This window comes from Agromyces sp. Soil535, assembly GCF_001428255.1.
In the GTDB taxonomy this organism is placed as follows: Bacteria; Actinomycetota; Actinomycetes; order Actinomycetales; family Microbacteriaceae; genus Agromyces.
This window is the reverse complement of the sequence record NZ_LMRW01000023.1, coordinates 238,654-257,037: the sequence shown is the minus strand read 5'-3', so window position 1 is coordinate 257,037 and position 18,384 is coordinate 238,654. Positions and strand designations below refer to the sequence as shown.

Here is an 18,384-nt window from a genome sequence, read left to right as displayed (position 1 = left end):
CCGCTACTCTCGAATCCAGTGAGCACCGCGACCCCTTCCGGCCACCAGCCGGGCACCTCGGCCGCCGAGCACCTCTCCCCGTCGTTCCCCGAACGAGCAGCGTGGGGCACCGCGAGCAAGCTGCGCGCCTGGCAGGCCGAGGCCCTCGAGCAGTACCTCGCCGAGATGCCACGCGACTTCCTCGCAGCTGCGACGCCGGGCGCCGGCAAGACGACCTTCGCCCTGCGTCTCGCGGCCGAGCTCCGCGCCCGCCGCGTCATCGACCGCATCACGGTGGTCGCACCGACCGACCACCTCAAGCGGCAGTGGGCGGATGCCGCGGCCCGTGCCGGCATCCGACTGGATCCGGGCTTCCGCAACGCCCACGGACAGTCCGCCCGACACTTCCACGGCGTCGTCGTCACGTACGCGCAGGTGGCCATGCGGCCCGCCCTGCACCGTGAGCTCACGATCTCGGGACGCACGCTCGTGATCCTCGACGAGGTGCATCACGGCGGCGACGCGCTCTCGTGGGGCGACGCGATCCGGGAGGCGTTCGAACCCGCGACGAAGCGCCTCTCGCTCACGGGCACGCCGTTCCGCTCCGACACCGCGCCGATCCCGTTCGTGCGCTACGAGCCCGACGCACAGGGCGTGCGGCTGTCCAAGACCGACTACGACTACGGCTACGGGCGCGCCCTCGCCGACGGGGTCGTGCGTCCGGTGCTCTTCATGGTCTACGCCGGGCACATGCGCTGGCGTACCAAGGCGGGCGACGAGATGGAGGCCCGCCTCGGCGAGGACAACACGAAGGACATCACGTCGTCGGCGTGGCGCACGGCGCTCGAACCCACCGGCGAGTGGATCCCCGCCGTGCTGCAGGCGGCCGACCGCCGTCTCACCGAGGTGCGGCACGGCATCCCCGACGCGGGCGGGCTCGTCATCGCGACCGACCAGACCGTGGCGCGGGCGTATGCGCAGATCCTCGAGGGCATCCGCGGCGAACCCGTCACCGTGGTGCTCTCCGACGAGAAGGAGGCGAGCGCACGCATCGAGGAGTTCGCGGGCGACACCCGCAGGTGGATGGTCGCGGTCCGCATGGTGTCCGAGGGCGTCGACGTCCCTCGGCTCGCCGTCGGGGTCTACGCCACCAGCGCGTCGACGCCGTTGTACTTCGCGCAGGCGATCGGCCGCTTCGTGCGTGCCCGCCGTCGCGGCGAGACGGCCTCGGTGTTCCTCCCCAACGTGCCCACGCTCATGTCCCTCGCCGCGCAGCTCGAGCTCGAGCGCGACCATGCCCTCGACCGTCGCAGCGGCGATGGTGACGACGACGGCCTCGACGACAGCCTCCTGGAGTCCGCAAACCGCGAGGAACGCGCGTCCGAAGAGGCCGGGCTCGGCACGTGGGAGGCGATCGGGTCGGATGCCTCGTTCGACCGTGTGCTCTACGACGGCACCGAGTTCGGCACGCTCGCCGAGCCCGGCAGCGACGAGGAGTTCGACTTCATCGGCATCCCGGGACTCCTCGAGCCCGAGCAGGTCTCCGAGCTGCTGCGGCACCGCCAGGCGCGCCAGGCCCGGCGCGCGGGGGACCGGCGCAAGCACACCGCGGAGTCGGAGCAGCCCGAGCCGGTCGCCCTCTACCGCACCCTGAAGGAGCAGCGGGCGCTGCTCAACAGCCTCGTGGGCCTGTGGGCGCGCCACACGGGCGAGCCGCACTCGCAGGTGCACGCGGAGTTGCGGCGGGTGTGCGGCGGGCCGGCGGTCGCCCAGGCGACGGTCACGCAGCTGCAGTCGCGCATCGACCTGCTGCGCCGGCGGCTCGGCAGCCGCTGAGGCCGCGCCTGCGACGTCCGGAGCCGCATCCGCCGCCGGACACCATGGAGGCCGACTCCCGGGCTCAGCCGGCGGTCGCGCCCGCCTGCTCGGGAGCGACGAGCCCGCCGAGCTCCGCCGCAGCGTCGAGCGCGGCCATCAGGTCGGCCGTGAGGTCGTCGACGTGCTCGAGCCCGATCGAGAGGCGCACCACCGCGGCACCGGGCTTCGCCTCGCCCGCGACGGGGCGGTGGGTCAGCGAGGCCGGGTGCTGGACGAGCGAGTCCACGCCTCCGAGGGACACGGCGTGCGTGACGAGTTCGCAGGACTCCGTGAAGCGCGCGGCGGCGTCGTAACCGCCGGCGAGCTCCAGCGCGATGATCGACCCGGGACCCTCGAGCTGCGTGCCGACGAGTCCGGCGGGGTCCTGCCCGGGCAGCCCGGGGTAGTGCACGTGCGCCACGGCGGGGTGGGCGAGCAGTCGCTCGGCGAGCACGCGCGCGGTCTCCTGCTGGGCGCGCACGCGCACCGGCAGCGTGCGGAGTCCGCGATGCAGGAGGTAGGCGGCCATCGGATGCAGCAGCCCGCCGGTGAGCGCGCGGACCCGGCGCAGCCGTTCCACCCAGACCCGGTCGCCGGCGACGACGCCGCCCATGACGTCGCCGTGTCCGCCGAGGTACTTCGTGGCGCTGTGCAGCACGAGCGTTGCGCCGAACTCGGCCGGGCGTTGCAGCACGGGGGTGGCGAACGTGTTGTCCACGAGGACGGGCACGCCGCCAGCGGCATCCGTCACGCTGCGAAGGTCGAGCAACTCGAGTGTGGGGTTCGCCGGAGTCTCGACGATGACGAGCCCGGTGTCGGGTCGGATGGCGGCGGCGATGCCTGCGGCATCCGACCAGGTGACCTCGGTGCCGAGCAGGCCGCTCTCGAGCACGTGGTCGGTGCCGCCGTAGAGCGGGCGAACGGCGACGACGTGCGGCTTGCCTGCAGACGCCGTGGCGATGAGCGTGGCCGCGAGCGCCGCCATGCCGCTCCCGAAGGCGACGGCGCCCTCCGTGCCCTCGAGCCCGGCGAGCGACTCCTCGAAGCGGGCGACGCCCGGCTGCCAGAGACGCTGGTAGACCGCGGAGCGCCCCTCGCCGAGGTCGTGCCCCGTGGCGAGCTCCTCGTACGAGAGGCCGCCGGTCTCGACGGACCCCAGCGGGTTCGTGGTCGACAAGTCGATGACGGGCACATGGGATCCGCTCGTCCGGACCCCGGCCATGCCGCCGTGCACGGCGCGGGTCTCGAACTGCGACGACGATGTCTGCATGCCTTGAATGAAACAGAATCTGTGACGATCAGCAAATCGCCTTGCAGGATCGGTGCGATACACTGAAAATTCCGAAGCTTCTGCAATCAGATCGCAGGGGAGGGCCACCGATGGCGCAGAAACCCGAACTCGACCGCGTCGACCGAGCGCTGCTGCAGGCGCTCTCCACCAATGCGAGGGCATCGGGCGCCGCACTCGCCGCCGAGGTCGGAGTGGCCGAGTCCACGGTATCGCTGCGGCTCCGGCGGCTGCAGAGCCTCGGCACGGTGCGCGGCTACCGGGTGGACGTCGACCTGGCGTCGCTCGGCGTCTCGCTGCAGGCGCTCATCGCCGTGCGGCTCGTCAAGCACGACCGCAGCGAGATCGACGCGTTCCGAGCGCAGGTGCCGCACCTGCCGGGCGTGCTCGCGGTGTACCACATGGCCGGGGCCGACGACTACCTCCTGCACGTGGCCGCCCGCGACGCCGAGGAGCTGCGCCAGTTCGTGCTCGACCACCTCACGGGGCATCCGGCGGTCGCGCACACCGAGACCAACCTCATCTTCGAGCACGTCGACGGCGACGGCTGGAACAAGCTGGTCGGCTGACGCGACGTCGGTAAGACGGATCCACGACGCGGCTGCAGCTGGCGCCGCCTTCGGTCAGCCGATGGTCGTGCCGAAGGCGAGGCCGAGCACGTAGGTGACGGCCGCCGCGCCGAGACCGATTCCGAGCTGCCGCATGGCCCGTCTCAGCGGCGATGCACCCGACAGCAGGCCGACGATCGCGCCCGTCGCGAGCAGCGCGACGCCCACGAGTACCACAGCCGTGAGGATCGCGGCCGAGCCGCTCAGCCCGACGATCCACGGCAGCACCGGGAGGACGGCGCCCGACGCGAAGAACAGGAAGCTCGACAGCGCCGCCGACAGGCCCGTTCCCACCGCCTCGTCGTCCATCGCCACGACCGAGAGCGCATCGGTCGGCGCCTGCGCCTGCTCCGCCGCCTGTACGCGTGCGACCACCAGCGCGGCGCGCTCGTGCGCCTCCACTTCGTCCATGCCGCGCGCGCGGTACACCAGGGCGAGCTCGTTGGCGTCGATGTCGAGGTCGACGAGCGCCTCATGGGTGGCGGGGTCGGGGGCGGATGCCTCGAGGAGCTCCAGCTGCGATCGCACCGACACGTACTCTCCCGCCGCCATCGAGAGGGCGCCCGCGAGAAGGCCCGCGATGCCCGTGAACAGCACGACCGAGGCGGGCACGCCGGTGGCGCCGATGCCGAGCACGAGCGCGAGGTTCGAGACCAGCCCGTCGTTGGCGCCGAACACCGCGGGGCGAAGGGTCCCGGCGAGCCGGCGCCGCCCTCTGGCGGCGAGTCCTCGCACGACCTCGCCGTGGATCCGCTCGTCGGCGGCCATCGCCGCGGTCGCATGGGGATCGGTCGCGTACGGCGAGCGGGCCTCGGCGCGCTGCGCGAGGGCGAGCACGAAGATCGAGCCGAACCGGCGGGCGAGCGCGCCGAGCAGGCGGGTGCGCACGTCCGCGCGCGGCATGCCCGAGTCGTCGCCGTCGAGCAACGCGAGCCAGTGCGCCTCGTGGCGCCCCTCCGCCGCGGCGAGCGCGAGCAGGATCTCGCGCTCCTCGCCATCGCGCCGGGCGGCCAGCTTGCGGTAGACGGCCGCCTCGGCACGCTCGTCCGCGAGGTACCGGCGCCACCTCGCCCGGTCGGCCTCGGTGCTCGACCGCTGCACGTCGTTCATCTGCTCCACATCCCATCGGGAGCCGCGGACGCTGGTCCGGTTGCTCCCGCTCCGTCACGTCGCTGCCGCCTGCGCGGCCTCAGCCACGATATCGGCGGGCGGCGCGGCATCCGGTCCATCCACCTGGATTGGCAGGTTTTCGGAGGGCCGAAGCGCCGTGCCGCTCAGGTCTCCTGCGGCGCCGTCACGAAATCGATGAGCTCCTCGACCCGCCCGAGGAGCGCAGGCTCGAGGTCGCCGTAGCCGCGCACGCGGCCGAGGATGTGCTGCCAGGCCCGCGCGACGTCGGCCTGGTCGGCGTGCGGCCACCCGAACGCCTCGCAGACGCCGTGCTTCCACTCGGTGCCGCGCGGAATGACCGGCCACGCCTCACGGCCGAGGCGGGCCGGCTTCACGCCCTGCCAGATGTCGATGAACGGATGCCCCACCACGAGCACGTGCCGGCCGTGCGGCCCGCGCGCCACCGCGTCGGCGATGCGGTGCTCCTTCGAGCCCGGCACCAGGTGATCGACGAGGATGCCGGCACGCCGGTCAGGGCCGGGACGGAACTCGTCGAGCTGCGCGGCGAGCACGTCGACGCCCTCGAGGTACTCGACGACGACACCCTCGATGCGCAGGTCGGCGCCCCAGACCTTCTCGACCAGCTCGGCGTCGTGGCGGCCCTCGACGAAAATGCGGCTCGGCAGCGCGACGCGTGCGGGCGCCCGATCGACGGCGAAGGAGCCCGATGCCGTGCGGAGCCGACCGGTGGGCGCCTTCGGTGCAGGGGTCACGAGCTGCACGGCGTCGCCGTCGACGAGGAAGCCGTGCCCGAGGGGGAACATCCGCTTGCGGCCGAACCGGTCCTCGAGGGTGACGGTGCGCGTGTCGACCTCGACGACGGCGCCGCAGAACCCGTCGGCGGCGAGTTCGACGACGAGGTCCCGCTCAGCCTCGAGCGTCGGGATGGTGCGCCGTCCGCGTGCTCGCCAGTCGCCGGCGAGCACGTCGGCGCTGTAGCGGTCGGATCCGTTCGGGTCGTGGGTCGCAGTCGGCACCGATCGAGGCTAACCGAAGACCGGCGGCCGGGCGGTCGCCGACACGGTGCGACGTCGAACCCGATCGCTCGCCACCCGAGCTGCGTCGCGCCCACGATGTCGGGCGTCGATGGTCATCCCGCGGGCGGTGCCGACACCGTCGACCGCCGCCGGAGCATGAGCGTCCAGACCGCGCCGCCGACCGCGACCGCGGCGCCGACGCCGAACGCCCACGGGATCCCGAACGGGTCGGCGACGAGCCCGAGCAGGATCGGGCCGATTCCCAGGCCGAGGTCGATCGCCGCGCTCGCGGTTCCGGATGCCACGCCGCGTTGCGACGGCGAGGCGGTCGCGAAGATCGCCGCGAAGAACGCCGGCGTGCTGAACGTGACCCCGACGGCGGTGACTGCCGCCCCGAGGATCAGGCCCGCGGGCGACGGCCATGTCGCGGCGAGTCCGAGGCCCAGGGCGATCGTGCCGAGCGCCGCGGCCCCGAGGGCGAGCGGAGGCAGCCGGTCGGGAACCCGCGCGAACGCGATGCGGCACACGACCACGACGCCGCCGTACACGAAGAGCGCGAGGCTCGCGTTCGCAAGGCCCACGCGGAGGGCGTACAACGACGCGAAGGCGAGGAATCCGCCCATCGCGACGAGCGATGCGAGGAACCCGACGGCGATGGGGAGGGCCGGTCGGTGGATGAGGTGGAGCCCGACATCGTCTGGCGGGCCGCCGGCGCGCGTTTCCCCGACGAGGAACGTCAGGCCCGCGGCGAGCACCGCCAGAGCCGCGGCGCCGGCCCACGCGATCCCGAATCCGAACGCCCGCACGAGCACCTCGCCGAGCGGCGGCCCGAGCGCGATGCCGAGGTAGAGGCCGAGCGAGTTGTACGACAGCGCCTCGCCCATGCGCTCGGGCGGTGCGAGGTCGGCGAGGGCGGCGAACCCGGCGACGAAGAACGCGGCCTCGGCGACGCCCGCCAGCAGTCGCAGGGCGACGATGACAACGAGGTTCTCGGCGAGGGCGAGGAGCGCGAGGCTCGCGGCGGCGAGCAGCGCGCCGCCGAGGAGGAGCGGGAGGCGGCCGCGGAGATCCGCGAGCCGCCCGGCGATCGGCCGGAGCACGAGTGCCGAGAGGGCGAACGCGCCGAATGCCAGTCCGGCCGCGGCGTCGTCTCCGCCGAGGGGGCCGGTGACGTAGATCGGGAGGGCGAAGATCGCCACGCCGACGGCGGTGAAGTAGCAGAGTTCGGCGAGGCCCAGCGCGATGAACGCGGGCGTGAACAGGCGCCCTGCAGGCGGCCGGCGCGTCATCTCCCGACACCTCGGCGGAGCACACCTGGGCTCAGCGGTCGTGGATCGCGGGCGTCCACGACCTCAGGATATTCCGGCGGGCATGGTCGGGTCGCGTTCAGCGGAAGTCCCGCGAGCGAGCGGGCGCCGACACGGTGAGCCGCTCGAACCGGTCGGCGACGAGGTTGACGACCCCCTCGGGGGAGCGCTCGAGGATGCCGCGCACGATCATCGCAGGCGCCTCCCGGGCGATGCGACGGTAGCGGTTCCATACGCCCACGCCCGCGATCACGTTGAGGGTGCCGGACTCGTCCTCCAGGTTCATGAACGTGATGCCGCTCGCGGTCGCCGGCCGCTGGCGATGGGTGACGACCCCGCCCACCTCGATGCGGCGGCCGCTCTCAGCCTTGCGCAGCAGGTCGATCCGGATGGCGCCCCGCTCGTCGAGGTGCTCGCGCACGTGCCGGATCGGGTGGTCGTCGGGGGAGATGCCGGTGGCCCACAGGTCGTACACGACCTGCTCGGCAGGGCTGAGCAGCGGCAGCAGCGGCGGCTGCACGACCACGATCGAGCCGGCGAGGTACTCCTCGCGGTCCTGCGCCGCCTCGCCTGCGAGCCAGAGCGCCTCGCGCCGCTGCAGGCCGAACCCGTCGAACGCGCCCGCCGCGGCGAGCGCCTCGAGCTGCTCGGCGTTCAGGCCCGCGCGCCGGGAGACGTCTGCCATGTCGCGGTACGGCCCGCGCGCCTCGCGTTCGGCGACGATGCGCTCCGCCACGGCGGTGCCGATCGAGGAGACGTCGGCGAGCCCGAGGCGCACCGCGAACGCGGCGTCGCGCCGGTGCTCGGCGGAGCGGTCGGGCGCCTCCCTGTCGAACCGGCCGAAGGGCGGCTGCACGGGGTCGGCGCAGGCGGCCATGCCGCTCGGCCCGCGCCGGGTGCCGACCGCACTGTCGTCGCCAGCGGATGCCGCGGCCCCATCGAGCGCCTCGAGGCCTGCGTCCACCCCCGACCGCAGGATGTCGGGTCGGAGCATCTCCACGCCGTGCCGCCTGGCGTCGGCGGTGAGCGTCTGCGGCGAGTAGAAGCCCATCGGCTGGGCGCGCAGGAGCGCCGCGAGGAACGCCGCGGGGTAGTGCAGCTTCAGCCAGGAGCTCGCATACACGAGCAGGCCGAAGCTCAGCGCGTGGCTCTCGGCGAAGCCGAAGTTCGCGAAGGCCTCGATCTTCTCGTAGATGGAGTCGGCGACGTCGGGCGCGATGCCGTTCTCGGCCATGCCGGCGAAGAGCTTCGACCGGAGCTTCTCGATCTTCTCGATGCCGCGCTTCGAGCCCATCGCCCGTCGCAGCAGGTCGGCGTCGGCGGCGCTGCAGTTGCCCACCGCGATGGCCATCTGCATGAGCTGCTCCTGGAAGAGGGGCACGCCGAGCGTGCGGGCGAGCACCGGCTCGAGCTTCGGATGCAGGTAGCTCACCTTCTCCTCGCCCGTGCGGCGCCGGATGTAGGGATGCACGGCACCGCCCTGCACCGGCCCCGGCCGGATGAGCGCGATCTCGACCACGAGGTCGTAGAAGCAGCGCGGCTGCAGCCGGGGGAGCGTGCCCATCTGCGCGCGGCTCTCGACCTGGAACACCCCGATCGAGTCCGCGCGGCAGAGCATGTCGTAGACGGCCGCCTCCTCCTTGGGAATGGTCGCGAGCTCCCACTCCTCGCCCGTGTGCTCGCGCACGAGGTCGAACGTGTACTGCAGGGCGGCGAGCATGCCGAGGCCGAGCAGGTCGAACTTCACGAGTCCCATCCACGCGCAGTCGTCCTTGTCCCACTGCAGCACCGTGCGATTCTCCATGCGGGCGTGCTCGATGGGACACACCTCGCCCACGGGCCGATCGGTGAGCACCATGCCGCCCGAGTGGATGCCGAGGTGGCGCGGGAAGGTGAGCAGCTGCTCGGCGAGCTCCACGACGGGGCCGGGGATGTCGTGGTCGTCGGTGGAGACGACGGCTCCCCACCGCTCGACCTGCCGCGACCACGCGTCCTGCTGCCCGGTGGAGTACCCGAGCGCCTTCGCCATGTCGCGCACCGCCGCCTTCGGCCGGTAGCTGATGACGTTCGCCACCTGCGCGGCGTTGTGGCGGCCGTACTTGCCGTAGACGTACTGGATGATCTCCTCGCGCCGGTCGGAGTCGAAGTCCACGTCGATGTCGGGTTCCTCGTCGCGCAGCGCCGAGAGGAACCGCTCGAAGGGGAGGTCGAAGGTGATGGAGTCGACCGCGGTGATGTCGAGCACGTAGCAGACCGCCGAGTTCGCGGCCGAGCCGCGACCCTGGCACAGGATGCCGCGACTGCGCGCCTCGCGCACGAGGTCGTACACGATGAGGAAGTAGCCGGGGAAGTCCTTCTGCTCGATGACGTCGAGCTCGCGCGCGAGGCGTTCGCGTACGTGGTCGGGCAGCCCCGGGTAGCGCCTCTCGGCGCCCGCCCACACGAGCTCCCGCAGCCAGCTCATGGGCGTGTGTCCCGTGGGCACCTCCTGCCGCGGCAGCCGCGGCCGCGCGCTCCGGAGGCGGAAGCCGAGCTCCTCGGCGAGCGTCACCGAACGGGCGACCGCACCCGGGTAGCGCTCGAAGCGTCGCATCATCTCGGCCCCGCTGCGCAGGTGCAGGCCGTCCGAGGCGGGCAGCCACCCGTCGAGCTCGTCGAGGCTTCGCCGGGCACGCACCGCCGCGAGCGCCGAGGCGAGCCGGTGCTCGCCTGGCGTGGCGTAGTGCACCGCGTTCGTCGCGAGGAGCGGCAGGCGTGCCCGTGCGGCGAGCTCGGCCAGGGCGTCGTTCGCGTCCTGGTCGAGCGGATGCCCGTGGTCGAACAGCTCCACGACGACGTGGTCGCGCCCGAAGAGGGCGACGAGGCGGTCGAGCTCGCGCCACGCGGCATCCGGCCCGCCGTCGGCCAGTGCGCGTCGCACTGCGCCCTTGCGGCATCCGGTGGGGATCACCCACTCGCCGCCGGAGCGCTCGGCGAGCTCCTCGAGCGAGTACGTGGGACGGCCCTTCTCGCCGCCCGCGAGCTGGCCCGCGGTGATCGCGCTCGCGAGGCGGTGGTAGCCCGGCTCCTGCCGCGCGAGCACGAGGAGGTGCTCGCCCTCGGGGTCGGCGACGCCCATCTGCGGCTCGCCGAGCCCGAGCGAGAGCTCGGCGCCGAACACGGTGCCCAGCTCGGGGAAGCTCTCGGCCGCCTCGGCGAAGCGCACGATGCCGTAGAAGCCGTCGTGGTCGGTGATGGCGAGACCCGAGAGGCCGAGCCGGTGCGCCTCCTCGACGAGCTGCTCGGGCATGGAGGCGCCGTCGAGGAAGCTGTACGTGGAGTGCGCATGCAGCTCGGCGTAGGGCACGATCGGGCCGGCCGGTGCCTCGAGTCCCTCCGAGGGGCGGTACGGATGCCGCTTACGGCTCCACGCGGGGCTGTCGCCGCCGTCGGCGATGAGCGGCGGCCCGCCCGGCCGTCGCCGATCGGAGAGCTTGCGCTCGAGCTCCGACCACGGGATCGACGGATTGTTCCAGCCCATCGCTCACCCCACCTGACGATCGCGAGCAGCCATCAGTCGTACCTCGCCTCGGCCCACCAGCCCTCGCGGTCGCGCACGAGGAGCCAGGCGCAGCCGTCGTCGTCGACGACCTGGAACCGGTGCACGCGCTTGGCGTGCTCGGCGTCCCACCAGCGCTCGACCACGGGCCACGGGCCCGCCCAGGCACGAACGGGCGCCGCTTCGCCGCCGCCGACGGCGAAGCGCTCGGGCGGCGCGGAGATCGCGCCGCGCTGGTCGATCGCGACGATGTCGCCGCGTGCGTCGAGCAGGGCGATGGGCAGCCGTTCGCGGAACACGCTCGCGGGCGCGAGTGCGGGCAGGCTGCCCGGCCACGGCGCGTCGCTGGTGCGCTCGGGCGGCCGATCGCCCCAGGGCACGAGCACCTGCCGGTCGGCGAGCATGCGGCCGCCGCCGATCGCCGCGGTGACGACCGCCTCGTGCCCCAGCATGCTCTGCACGCGGGTGAGTCCGTGGTGCACCCGCTCGTCGGGCCCGCCGCCCCAGAGCCCCTCCTCGTGGTTGCCCGTGGAGTCGATGCGCTCGGGCACGACCCGCAGCCGCACGATCGGCGAGGCGAGTCCGCTGTCGGCGGTGCCCGCGCCCTGCAGCTGCCACCGCACGCGGTCGACGACGTCGGTGGGCGTGAACCACCGCGGATGCAGCCAGCTGCGGCTCGAGTGCCCGCCGCGCTCGTCGTCGAGCTCGATGCGCAGGCCCGTGCAGACGAGCCGCACCGCCCGCATGCGGTCGATGAACTCCTCGGCGCCGACCCGGAACGCGAAGGCGAGCTGGTCGATGCGGTCGAGCGGCGGCTCGAAGTGCTGCTCCACCTCGAACTCGGGCGGGGGCGTGCGGGCCACGACGCGCGCCTGCTCGCGCCCGGCCGCGCGATCGTGCGCGAACGCGCCGGCCGCCCCGAACCTTCGCCGCACGTCGTCGTCGGGGAGCGCGGCGAACTCGCCGAGGGTATGCACGCCGAGCCGGTTGAGCAACGTCGCCGTGCGCGGATCGACCACGAGCCCCACGGGCAGCGGGGCGATGAAGGCGGCGGATGCCCCGGGCGGAACGATCCCGACGGAGGACTCGCGTGCGGCGCGTGCGGCCTGTTCGGCCGCGAAGGGCCCGTCGGCGATGCCGATCCGGGCGCCGGGCACCCCGAGTTCCGCGACGGTCTCGAGGAGCGCCGCCGCCGCGGCATCCTCACCGCCGTAGTACCGGGCGGGCCCACGGGCCCGCATGGCGAGGGTGCCGGGGCGGATGAGCTGCACCCCCGGCACGGTCGCCTCGACGCGGCGCACCACCGGCTCGAAGACGCGCATGTCGAGGGCCGCGTCGTAGTCGAGCACGGTGAGCCCGGGGGAGCGGTACTGCGCCTCGCGGAGCTTCAGGCCGCGGGCGACGCCGTCGCGGCGTGCGGCCGGCGAGCAGGCGTAGACGAGGCCTGCCTCGGTGAGGGCGATCGGCGCAGCGGCGTCGAGTCCATGCTCGCGGCACACCGCGAAGATCGGCCAGTCGGGGCACCACAGCACGATGGCGCGGCCGGGGTCGGCGGTCATCCGGTGGCCCTCCGCTCGAGGTCGTCGAGGCGGATCGGCTCGGCCACATCGGCGGTGCCATCCGTGCCGACCGGCGCGAACTCGAGCGAGCGGCCCGGCAGCCGCAGCCGGGACCTGGTGCTGCGCACGAATTCGCCGCGGCCGGCCACGCTCACCACCACCTCGCGTTCGGCGAGATGTCCGTGCCCCTGCTCGAGCCCCTGCCACTCGCTCGCCTCGACGCCGAGGCGGGCGTCGCTGCCCGGCCAGTCGCCCGCGACCAGCAGCGTGGTGCCGCGCTGGCGGAGTCGGGCCTGCAGCCGGCTCGACTCGGCGGGAGCGACCCGGCCCGCGGGCCGCACCGCGACCACCGGGATGACGTCGGCGAGCGCGGCGACCACGGTGAGCCACTGGCGCCCGGGGTCGGGCACGAGCACGAGCCGATCGAGGGCGATGCCGAACCGCGCGGCCGCCTCGACGCCGAACTCGGGCATGCCGGCCACCGCGACCCACCGTCCGCTCGCGCTCGGCCCGGCGAGCAGCGCCATGAGCAGCGTGGTCGACCCCTCGACCTGCACGACGGTGCCCTCGCGCAGGGTACCGCCCGGCAGCACCGACTCGAGTGCCGGATGCGTCGGCACCGCCTTGGAGTCGAGCCGCGTCGCCTGCATCCCGCGGATGCGGGCCTGCAGCTCCTCGACGTGTGCCGGCCGTGGGGCGGGGGCGACGAGGGGAGCGGTCATGGTCATACCCCAGTTTCGAACATACGTTCGAATCAGGCAAGTCGAAGATGCCGACCGTCCACCCCACGTTCCGGGGTCATCCGAGCGACGCGGATGCGACCTCCGCCGGCGCGCGCCCGGAAACGAGAGAAGGCCGGATCATCATGATCCGGCCTTCTCGACAACGCGTGCGCGAGGGGGGACTTGAACCCCCACGCCCGTTAGGGCACTAGCACCTCAAGCTAGCGCGTCTGCCATTTCCGCCACCCGCGCGTTGTCTCCGGCCCTCGATCGCTCGAAGGCCCGAGAGAAGACATTAGCACGGATTGCGGGGCGCCTCGAACGCCGGTGGCCCGCCCCCGACCGCGCGACTACGGTGAAACGCATGGCCGAGTCATCCGCAGTCCAGCAGCCGACCACCGACCTCGACGAGACCGCGGTGATCGCCCGGGACCTCATCCGGATCGACACGACGAACTACGGCGAGGGCAGGGCGAAAGGGGAGCGCGAGGCCGCCGAATACGTGGAGGCGAGGCTCGCAGCGCTCGGCTTCGCGCCGCAGCTCTTCGAGCCCGCGCCGCGCCGCACGAGCGTCGTCGCGCGCGTGCCAGGACGCAACCCCGGCAAGCCCGCGCTCGTGCTGCACGGCCACCTCGACGTCGTCCCCGCCGACCCGCGCAACTGGAGCGTCGACCCGTTCGCCGGCGAGATCCGCGACGGCATGCTGTGGGGCCGGGGCGCGGTGGACATGAAGGACATGGACGCCATGATCCTCACCGCCCTCGGCGACATCATCGGGTCGGGATCGCTCCCGGAACGGGAGCTCGTCGTGGCGTTCTTCGCCGACGAGGAGGCCGGCGGCGGCGTCGGGGCGGGCTGGCTCGTCGACCACCACCCCGAGCTCTTCGACGGTGCCACCGAGGCGATCAGCGAGGTCGGCGGCTACTCGATCACGGTCGGCGGCGAGCGCGCCTACCTGCTGCAGACGGGGGAGAAGTCGCTCATCTGGGTGCGGCTCGTGGCGCACGGCGTGGCCGCGCACGGTTCGCGCCTCATCCGCGACAACGCCGTCACCAAGCTCGCCGAGGCGATCGCGCGCCTCGGCCGCACCGAGTGGCCGCTGCACCTCACCGACACCACGCGAGAGCTCCTCGCCGCGATCGCCGACACCCTCGGCGTCGACCCCGAGCAGGTCACGCCCGACGAGCTCGCGCTCGCAACCGGGTCCGCGTCGGGGTTCGTCACCGCGACCCTCCGCACCACGACCAACCCCACGGCGCTCGACGCCGGCTACAAGCACAACGTGATACCCGACCGGGCGGAGGCGCTGGTCGACATCCGCACGCTCCCCGGCCAGGAGGACGCGGTGCTCGAGGAGGTGCGCGAGATCATCGGCGACGAGATCGAGATCGAGTTCGTGCACCGCGACGTCGGCCTGGAGTCCTCGACGACCGGGCCGCTCGTCGATGCGGTCACGCGTTCCCTCGCCGTGCACGATCCCGACGCCAGAGTCTTCCCGTACCTGCTCTCGGGCGGCACCGACAACAAGTCGCTCAGCCGGCTCGGGATCGCGGGCTACGGGTTCTCGCCGCTGCGGCTCCCCGCCGACCTCGACTTCCCGGCGATGTTCCACGGGGTCGACGAGCGTGTTCCGCTCGACGCACTATCCTTCGGAAGGAAGGTCCTGCGGGACCTTCTGCTCAGTTACTGACCGACGACCGGTCTCATCCCTCCGGCTTCCGCGGAGGCGGAAGGCGAAGATCACCGTGCTCGAAGCGATCATCCTCGGACTCGTGCAGGGGCTCACGGAGTTCCTCCCGATCTCGTCGAGCGCGCACCTGCGGATCCTGGGTGAGTTCCTCCCGGGCGCACAGGATCCGGGAGCCGCATTCACCGCCATCATCCAGCTCGGCACCGAGACCGCGGTCGTCGTGTTCTTCTGGCGCGACATCGTGCGCATCGTCTCGCACTGGTTCGGGTCGCTGTTCGGACGCACTCCCCGCCACGACCCCGACGCACGCATGGGCTGGCTGATCATCGTCGGCTCGATCCCGATCGTCGTGCTCGGCATCCTCTTCCAGGACGAGATCGAGACCACGTTCCGATCGCTCTGGATCACCGCCACCATGCTCGTGGTGTTCGGCATCATCCTCGGGCTCGCCGACTGGGCCGGGGCGAAGACCCGCACGCTCGACCACCTCACCATCCCGCACGGCATCGCGTTCGGATTCGCGCAGGCCCTCGCGCTCATCCCCGGCGTCTCACGCTCTGGCGGCACCATCTCGGCCGGGCTCTTCCTCGGCTACGAGCGCGCGGCGGCGACGCGCTACGCCTTCCTGCTCGCCATCCCCGCGGTGTTCGGCAGCGGCCTCTTCCAGCTCGTGAAGAGCTGGGGCGAGCCGTCGGTCTACAGCCCGATCGAGACGGCCGTGGCCACGCTGGTCGGGTTCGTCGTCGCCATCCTCGTGATCGCGTTCCTCATGCGCTACATCTCACGGCACAGCTACCTGCCGTTCGTGATCTACCGCATCACGCTCGGCCTGGTGCTCTTCGCGCTGCTCGCCACGGGCACCGTCGACGCGTGACGGATGCTGCGGCATCCGCGCCATCGCAGGCGGACGGATGCCGCGACACGGCCGCGCGGCGAGGTCCGCGGTGACGGCTCAGGAGCCGTCGCGCGGCCGCCAGGGCTCGTCCCGGGGACCCTCCCGCCCATCGGCGCGACCCTCGGGCCCGTCGCCGCGGCGGCGGAGGTAGCGTTCGAACTCCTGCGCGATCGCCTCGCCGCTCGCCTCGGGCGCGTCCACCGCGTCGCGCGCCTGCTCGAGTTGCGTGATGTAGCCCGCCATGTCCTCGTCGTCGGCCGCGAGCGCGTCGACGCCCGCCTCCCACGCCTTCGCCTCCGACTCGAGGGTGCCGCGCGGGATGCTGAGGCCCGTGAGCTCCTCGAGCTTGCCGAGCAGGGCCAGCACGGCCTTCGGCGAGGGCGCGTTGTGCACGTAGTGGGGCACGGACGCCCAGAGCGACACGGTGGGGATGCCCACCCGCTCGGCCTGGTCGGCGATGACGCTGAGGATGCCGACGGGGCCCTCGTAGCTGGAGCGGTCCACGCCCAGCGCCGCGCGTACCTCGCGGTTCTCGCTCGATGCGAACACCGAAAGTGGCCGCGTGTGCGGCGCGTCGGCGAGCATCGCCCCGAGCAGCACCATGCCCTCGATGTCGGCAGCAAGCGCGGCATCGATGAGTTCCGCGGCGAAGCCCTTCCAGCTGCGCGCGGGCTCGGCGCCGAGCAGCACGTGCAGGGTGTCGGCGCCCGGGCCGGTGACGCGCTCCTCGTCGTTCGACGTGGGCGTGCCGCCGGGGCCGAGGATCGCCGCGCCCGGCCATTCCAGGCGGCGCACGCCGTCGTCGCCCACCACGACCGTGGGCCTCGTGAACTGGTAGTCGAAGTACGACTCGGGGTCGACCGCGTCGATCTCGACGAGCCCGAGGCGCTCGGCCAGGAGCTTCGCCGCACCGGTCGCCGCCTCTCCGGCGTCGTTCCATCCCTCGAAGGCGACGACGAGCAGCCTTCCGCCCTCGAACCCGGCCGGCTGATTCACTCCAGGTGCCCCGCTTCCCGCCCCGGACGCCCGGGGTCCCCTCCACAATAGGCCGTGCCCGTAGACTTGCGGGTTGTGACCACTCGCCTGCCCGCCGCCGTCCTCTGGGACATGGACGGCACCCTCGTCGACACCGAGCGCTATTGGATGGCGGCCGAGGAGGAGCTCGTCGCGTCCTTCGGCGGCCGTTGGACGCACGAGGACGCCCTCGGGCTCGTCGGCAGCGGCCTGTGGGAGGCCGCGCGTGTGTTCCAGGCGGCGGGCGTCGACCTCGACGCCGACACGATCGTCGCGCGGCTCACCGCCCGCGTGCAGGAGCAGCTCGTCGAGCACGGCGTGCCGTGGCGGCCGGGGGCGCGCGAGTTGCTCGAGGCGCTGCGCGAGGCATCCGTGCCCACCGCCCTCGTGACGATGTCGATCCGGTCGATGGCCGACGACGTGGTGAACGCGATCCCGTTCGAGGCATTCGACGTGATCGTCACTGGCGACTCGGTCGACAACGCCAAGCCGCACCCCGAGCCCTACCTCGCCGCGGCCGCCGCGCTCGGCGTCGACGCGGGCGACTGCGTGGCCATCGAAGACTCTCCCGCCGGCCTGACCTCGGCGTGGGCGGCCGGCGCCGTCACGATCGGCGTGCCGAACATCCTGGCGCTCGACGAGGCCCCCGCGCACGTGCTGTGGGACACGCTCGTCGACAAGTCGGTGTGGGATGTCGCGGCTGCGCTCGACGCGCGGGAGGCCCTCGCGTGACCGAGAGCCGCGGCGAGCGCAGCGGACCGTTCCGGGCCGGCGACCGGGTGCAGCTGACCGGCCCCAAGGGTCGCATGCACACGATCACGCTCGAGCCCGGCAAGCTGTTCCACTCCCACAAGGGCCCCATCGCCCACGACGACCTCATCGGACTCCCCGACGGCTCGGTGGTCGCGAACCAGGTCGGCGTCGAGTACCTCGCCCTGCGGCCGCTGCTCAGCGACTTCGTGATGTCGATGCCGCGGGGCGCCGCGATCGTGTACCCGAAGGACGCGGCGCAGATCCTGGCGCAGGCCGATGTCTTCCCGGGCGCCACGGTCGTCGAGGCCGGCGTCGGTTCCGGCGCGCTCTCGCTGTGGCTCTTGCGTGCGATCGGTCACGGCGGCCGGCTGATGTCGTTCGAGCGGCGCGAGGAGTTCGCGGGTGTCGCGCGCGGCAACGTCGCGACGTTCCACGGGTACGACCCCGAGAACTGGACGATCACGCTCGGCGACCTGGCGGAGGCGTTGCCGGCTCAGGCGCCCGCGGCATCCGTCGACCGCGTGGTCCTCGACATGCTCGCGCCGTGGGAGTGCATCGACGTGGTGTCGACGGCGCTCAAGCCCGGCGGCGTGCTGCTCTGCTACATCGCCACGGTGACGCAGCTCTCGCGGGTGGCCGAGGCGATCCGGGCGACCGGGGAGTACACCGAGCCGCAGTCGTCGGAGACGATGGTGCGCGGATGGCACGTGCAGGGCCTGGCCGTGCGCCCCGACCACCGCATGATCGCGCACACCGGGTTCCTTCTCACCGCCCGACGCCTCGCGCCCGAAACGGTGCTGCCCGAGCTCAAGCGCCGACCGTCGAAGACCGAGTTCAGCGACGAGGACGTCGAGGCGTGGACCCCGGGCGCGCTCGGCGAGCGGTCGGTCAGCGCGAAGGCACTGCGCAAGCGCGCGCGGGCAGCGGATGCCGCGGCCGAGCGGTCCCGAGCGTCGGAGCCTGTGGAGCCTGCCACCGAAGGCCCCGACGAAGCCTTGTAGGCTACCAACGCCCCTCCGCGACCCAT

General features: G+C 72.9%; 14 protein-coding genes and 1 tRNA gene. 6 read left to right on the top strand and 9 right to left on the bottom strand.

Annotation, left to right across the window (positions count from 1 at the left end):
- Window positions 1-18 precede the first annotated feature (18 nt).
- Window positions 19-1,815, top strand: coding sequence for a DEAD/DEAH box helicase (locus ASG80_RS14220; RefSeq protein WP_056731804.1), 1,797 nt, complete (start codon window positions 19-21; stop codon window positions 1,813-1,815).
- Window positions 1,816-1,879: 64 nt separating this feature from the next.
- Here the strand turns inward: ASG80_RS14220 and ASG80_RS14215 are convergent, their stop codons facing one another.
- Complete coding sequence (locus ASG80_RS14215; RefSeq protein ID WP_056731802.1) at window positions 1,880-3,106, bottom strand: PLP-dependent aspartate aminotransferase family protein; 1,227 nt, start codon at window positions 3,104-3,106, stop codon at window positions 1,880-1,882.
- 110 nt (window positions 3,107-3,216) lie between these two features.
- Between ASG80_RS14215 and ASG80_RS14210 the strand changes: the two genes are divergently transcribed.
- Window positions 3,217-3,693: an Lrp/AsnC family transcriptional regulator gene (locus tag ASG80_RS14210; protein WP_056731800.1), complete on the top strand. Its 477-nt coding sequence runs from the start codon at window positions 3,217-3,219 to the stop codon at window positions 3,691-3,693.
- 54 nt (window positions 3,694-3,747) lie between these two features.
- On the opposite strand, the gene ASG80_RS14205 is transcribed toward ASG80_RS14210, so the two are convergent.
- From ASG80_RS14205 to ASG80_RS14175, 7 genes are all read right to left on the bottom strand, one after another.
- Window positions 3,748-4,842 carry a VIT1/CCC1 family protein gene (locus ASG80_RS14205; protein ID WP_056731797.1) on the bottom strand — a complete coding sequence of 365 codons (1,095 nt, stop codon included), beginning with the start codon at window positions 4,840-4,842 and terminating at the stop codon, window positions 3,748-3,750.
- Window positions 4,843-5,006: 164 nt separating this feature from the next.
- Window positions 5,007-5,879 carry a DUF3097 domain-containing protein gene (locus ASG80_RS14200; RefSeq protein WP_056731795.1) on the bottom strand — a complete coding sequence of 291 codons (873 nt, stop codon included), beginning with the start codon at window positions 5,877-5,879 and terminating at the stop codon, window positions 5,007-5,009.
- Between the two features lie 113 nt (window positions 5,880-5,992).
- The gene (locus ASG80_RS14195) at window positions 5,993-7,168 is read right to left on the bottom strand and encodes an MFS transporter (RefSeq protein ID WP_056731793.1); all 1,176 of its coding nucleotides are present in this window, start codon (window positions 7,166-7,168) and stop codon (window positions 5,993-5,995) included.
- A 97-nt stretch (window positions 7,169-7,265) separates the two neighbouring features.
- Window positions 7,266-10,706 (bottom strand): error-prone DNA polymerase, encoded by a 3,441-nt coding sequence (locus ASG80_RS14190; RefSeq protein ID WP_056731791.1) that lies wholly within the window; start codon window positions 10,704-10,706, stop codon window positions 7,266-7,268.
- A gap of 32 nt (window positions 10,707-10,738) precedes the next feature.
- Entirely contained in the window at window positions 10,739-12,283 is a 1,545-nt protein-coding gene (locus ASG80_RS14185; protein WP_056731790.1) for a DNA polymerase Y family protein, read from the bottom strand.
- Window positions 12,280-13,005, bottom strand: a complete 726-nt coding sequence (locus ASG80_RS14180) for a hypothetical protein (protein WP_156401857.1) — start codon at window positions 13,003-13,005, stop codon at window positions 12,280-12,282. The genes ASG80_RS14185 and ASG80_RS14180 overlap by 4 nt, the downstream gene beginning before the upstream one ends.
- A 168-nt stretch (window positions 13,006-13,173) precedes the next feature.
- Window positions 13,174-13,257: transfer RNA gene (locus ASG80_RS14175), tRNA-Leu, on the bottom strand.
- Window positions 13,258-13,369: 112 nt separating this feature from the next.
- Between ASG80_RS14175 and ASG80_RS14170 the strand changes: the two genes are divergently transcribed.
- Both ASG80_RS14170 and ASG80_RS14165 read left to right on the top strand, forming a co-directional pair.
- Entirely contained in the window at window positions 13,370-14,695 is a 1,326-nt protein-coding gene (locus tag ASG80_RS14170) for a M20/M25/M40 family metallo-hydrolase (RefSeq protein WP_056732173.1), read from the top strand.
- Between the two features lie 49 nt (window positions 14,696-14,744).
- Window positions 14,745-15,569, top strand: coding sequence for an undecaprenyl-diphosphate phosphatase (locus ASG80_RS14165; protein WP_056732172.1), 825 nt, complete (start codon window positions 14,745-14,747; stop codon window positions 15,567-15,569).
- A 78-nt stretch (window positions 15,570-15,647) separates the two neighbouring features.
- Here ASG80_RS14165 and ASG80_RS14160 read toward each other — a convergent pair whose 3' ends face one another.
- Window positions 15,648-16,586, bottom strand: coding sequence for a PAC2 family protein (locus ASG80_RS14160; protein WP_056731786.1), 939 nt, complete (start codon window positions 16,584-16,586; stop codon window positions 15,648-15,650).
- Window positions 16,587-16,661: 75 nt separating this feature from the next.
- Here ASG80_RS14160 and ASG80_RS14155 point away from each other — a divergent pair, with 75 nt between their 5' ends.
- Complete coding sequence (locus ASG80_RS14155) at window positions 16,662-17,336, top strand: HAD family phosphatase (RefSeq protein ID WP_056731784.1); 675 nt, start codon at window positions 16,662-16,664, stop codon at window positions 17,334-17,336.
- Window positions 17,333-18,358 carry a tRNA (adenine-N1)-methyltransferase gene (locus tag ASG80_RS14150; protein ID WP_056731782.1) on the top strand — a complete coding sequence of 342 codons (1,026 nt, stop codon included), beginning with the start codon at window positions 17,333-17,335 and terminating at the stop codon, window positions 18,356-18,358. Before ASG80_RS14155 ends, ASG80_RS14150 begins: the two co-directional genes overlap by 4 nt.
- The last annotated feature ends 26 nt before the right edge of the window (window positions 18,359-18,384 follow it).

Excerpts from the sequence above, each read along its gene's own strand:
- ASG80_RS14205 (WP_056731797.1), bottom strand. The coding sequence starts at position 4,842 with ATGAACGACGTGCAGCGGTCGAGCACCGAGGCCGACCGGGCGAGGTGG.
- ASG80_RS14215 (WP_056731802.1), bottom strand. The coding sequence starts at position 3,106 with ATGCAGACATCGTCGTCGCAGTTCGAGACCCGCGCCGTGCACGGCGGC.
- ASG80_RS14185 (WP_056731790.1), bottom strand. The coding sequence starts at position 12,283 with ATGACCGCCGACCCCGGCCGCGCCATCGTGCTGTGGTGCCCCGACTGG.
- ASG80_RS14180 (WP_156401857.1), bottom strand. The coding sequence starts at position 13,005 with ATGACCGCTCCCCTCGTCGCCCCCGCCCCACGGCCGGCACACGTCGAG.
- ASG80_RS14170 (WP_056732173.1), top strand. The coding sequence starts at position 13,370 with ATGGCCGAGTCATCCGCAGTCCAGCAGCCGACCACCGACCTCGACGAG.
- ASG80_RS14190 (WP_056731791.1), bottom strand. The coding sequence starts at position 10,706 with ATGGGCTGGAACAATCCGTCGATCCCGTGGTCGGAGCTCGAGCGCAAG.
- ASG80_RS14210 (WP_056731800.1), top strand. The coding sequence starts at position 3,217 with ATGGCGCAGAAACCCGAACTCGACCGCGTCGACCGAGCGCTGCTGCAG.
- ASG80_RS14195 (WP_056731793.1), bottom strand. The coding sequence starts at position 7,168 with ATGACGCGCCGGCCGCCTGCAGGGCGCCTGTTCACGCCCGCGTTCATC.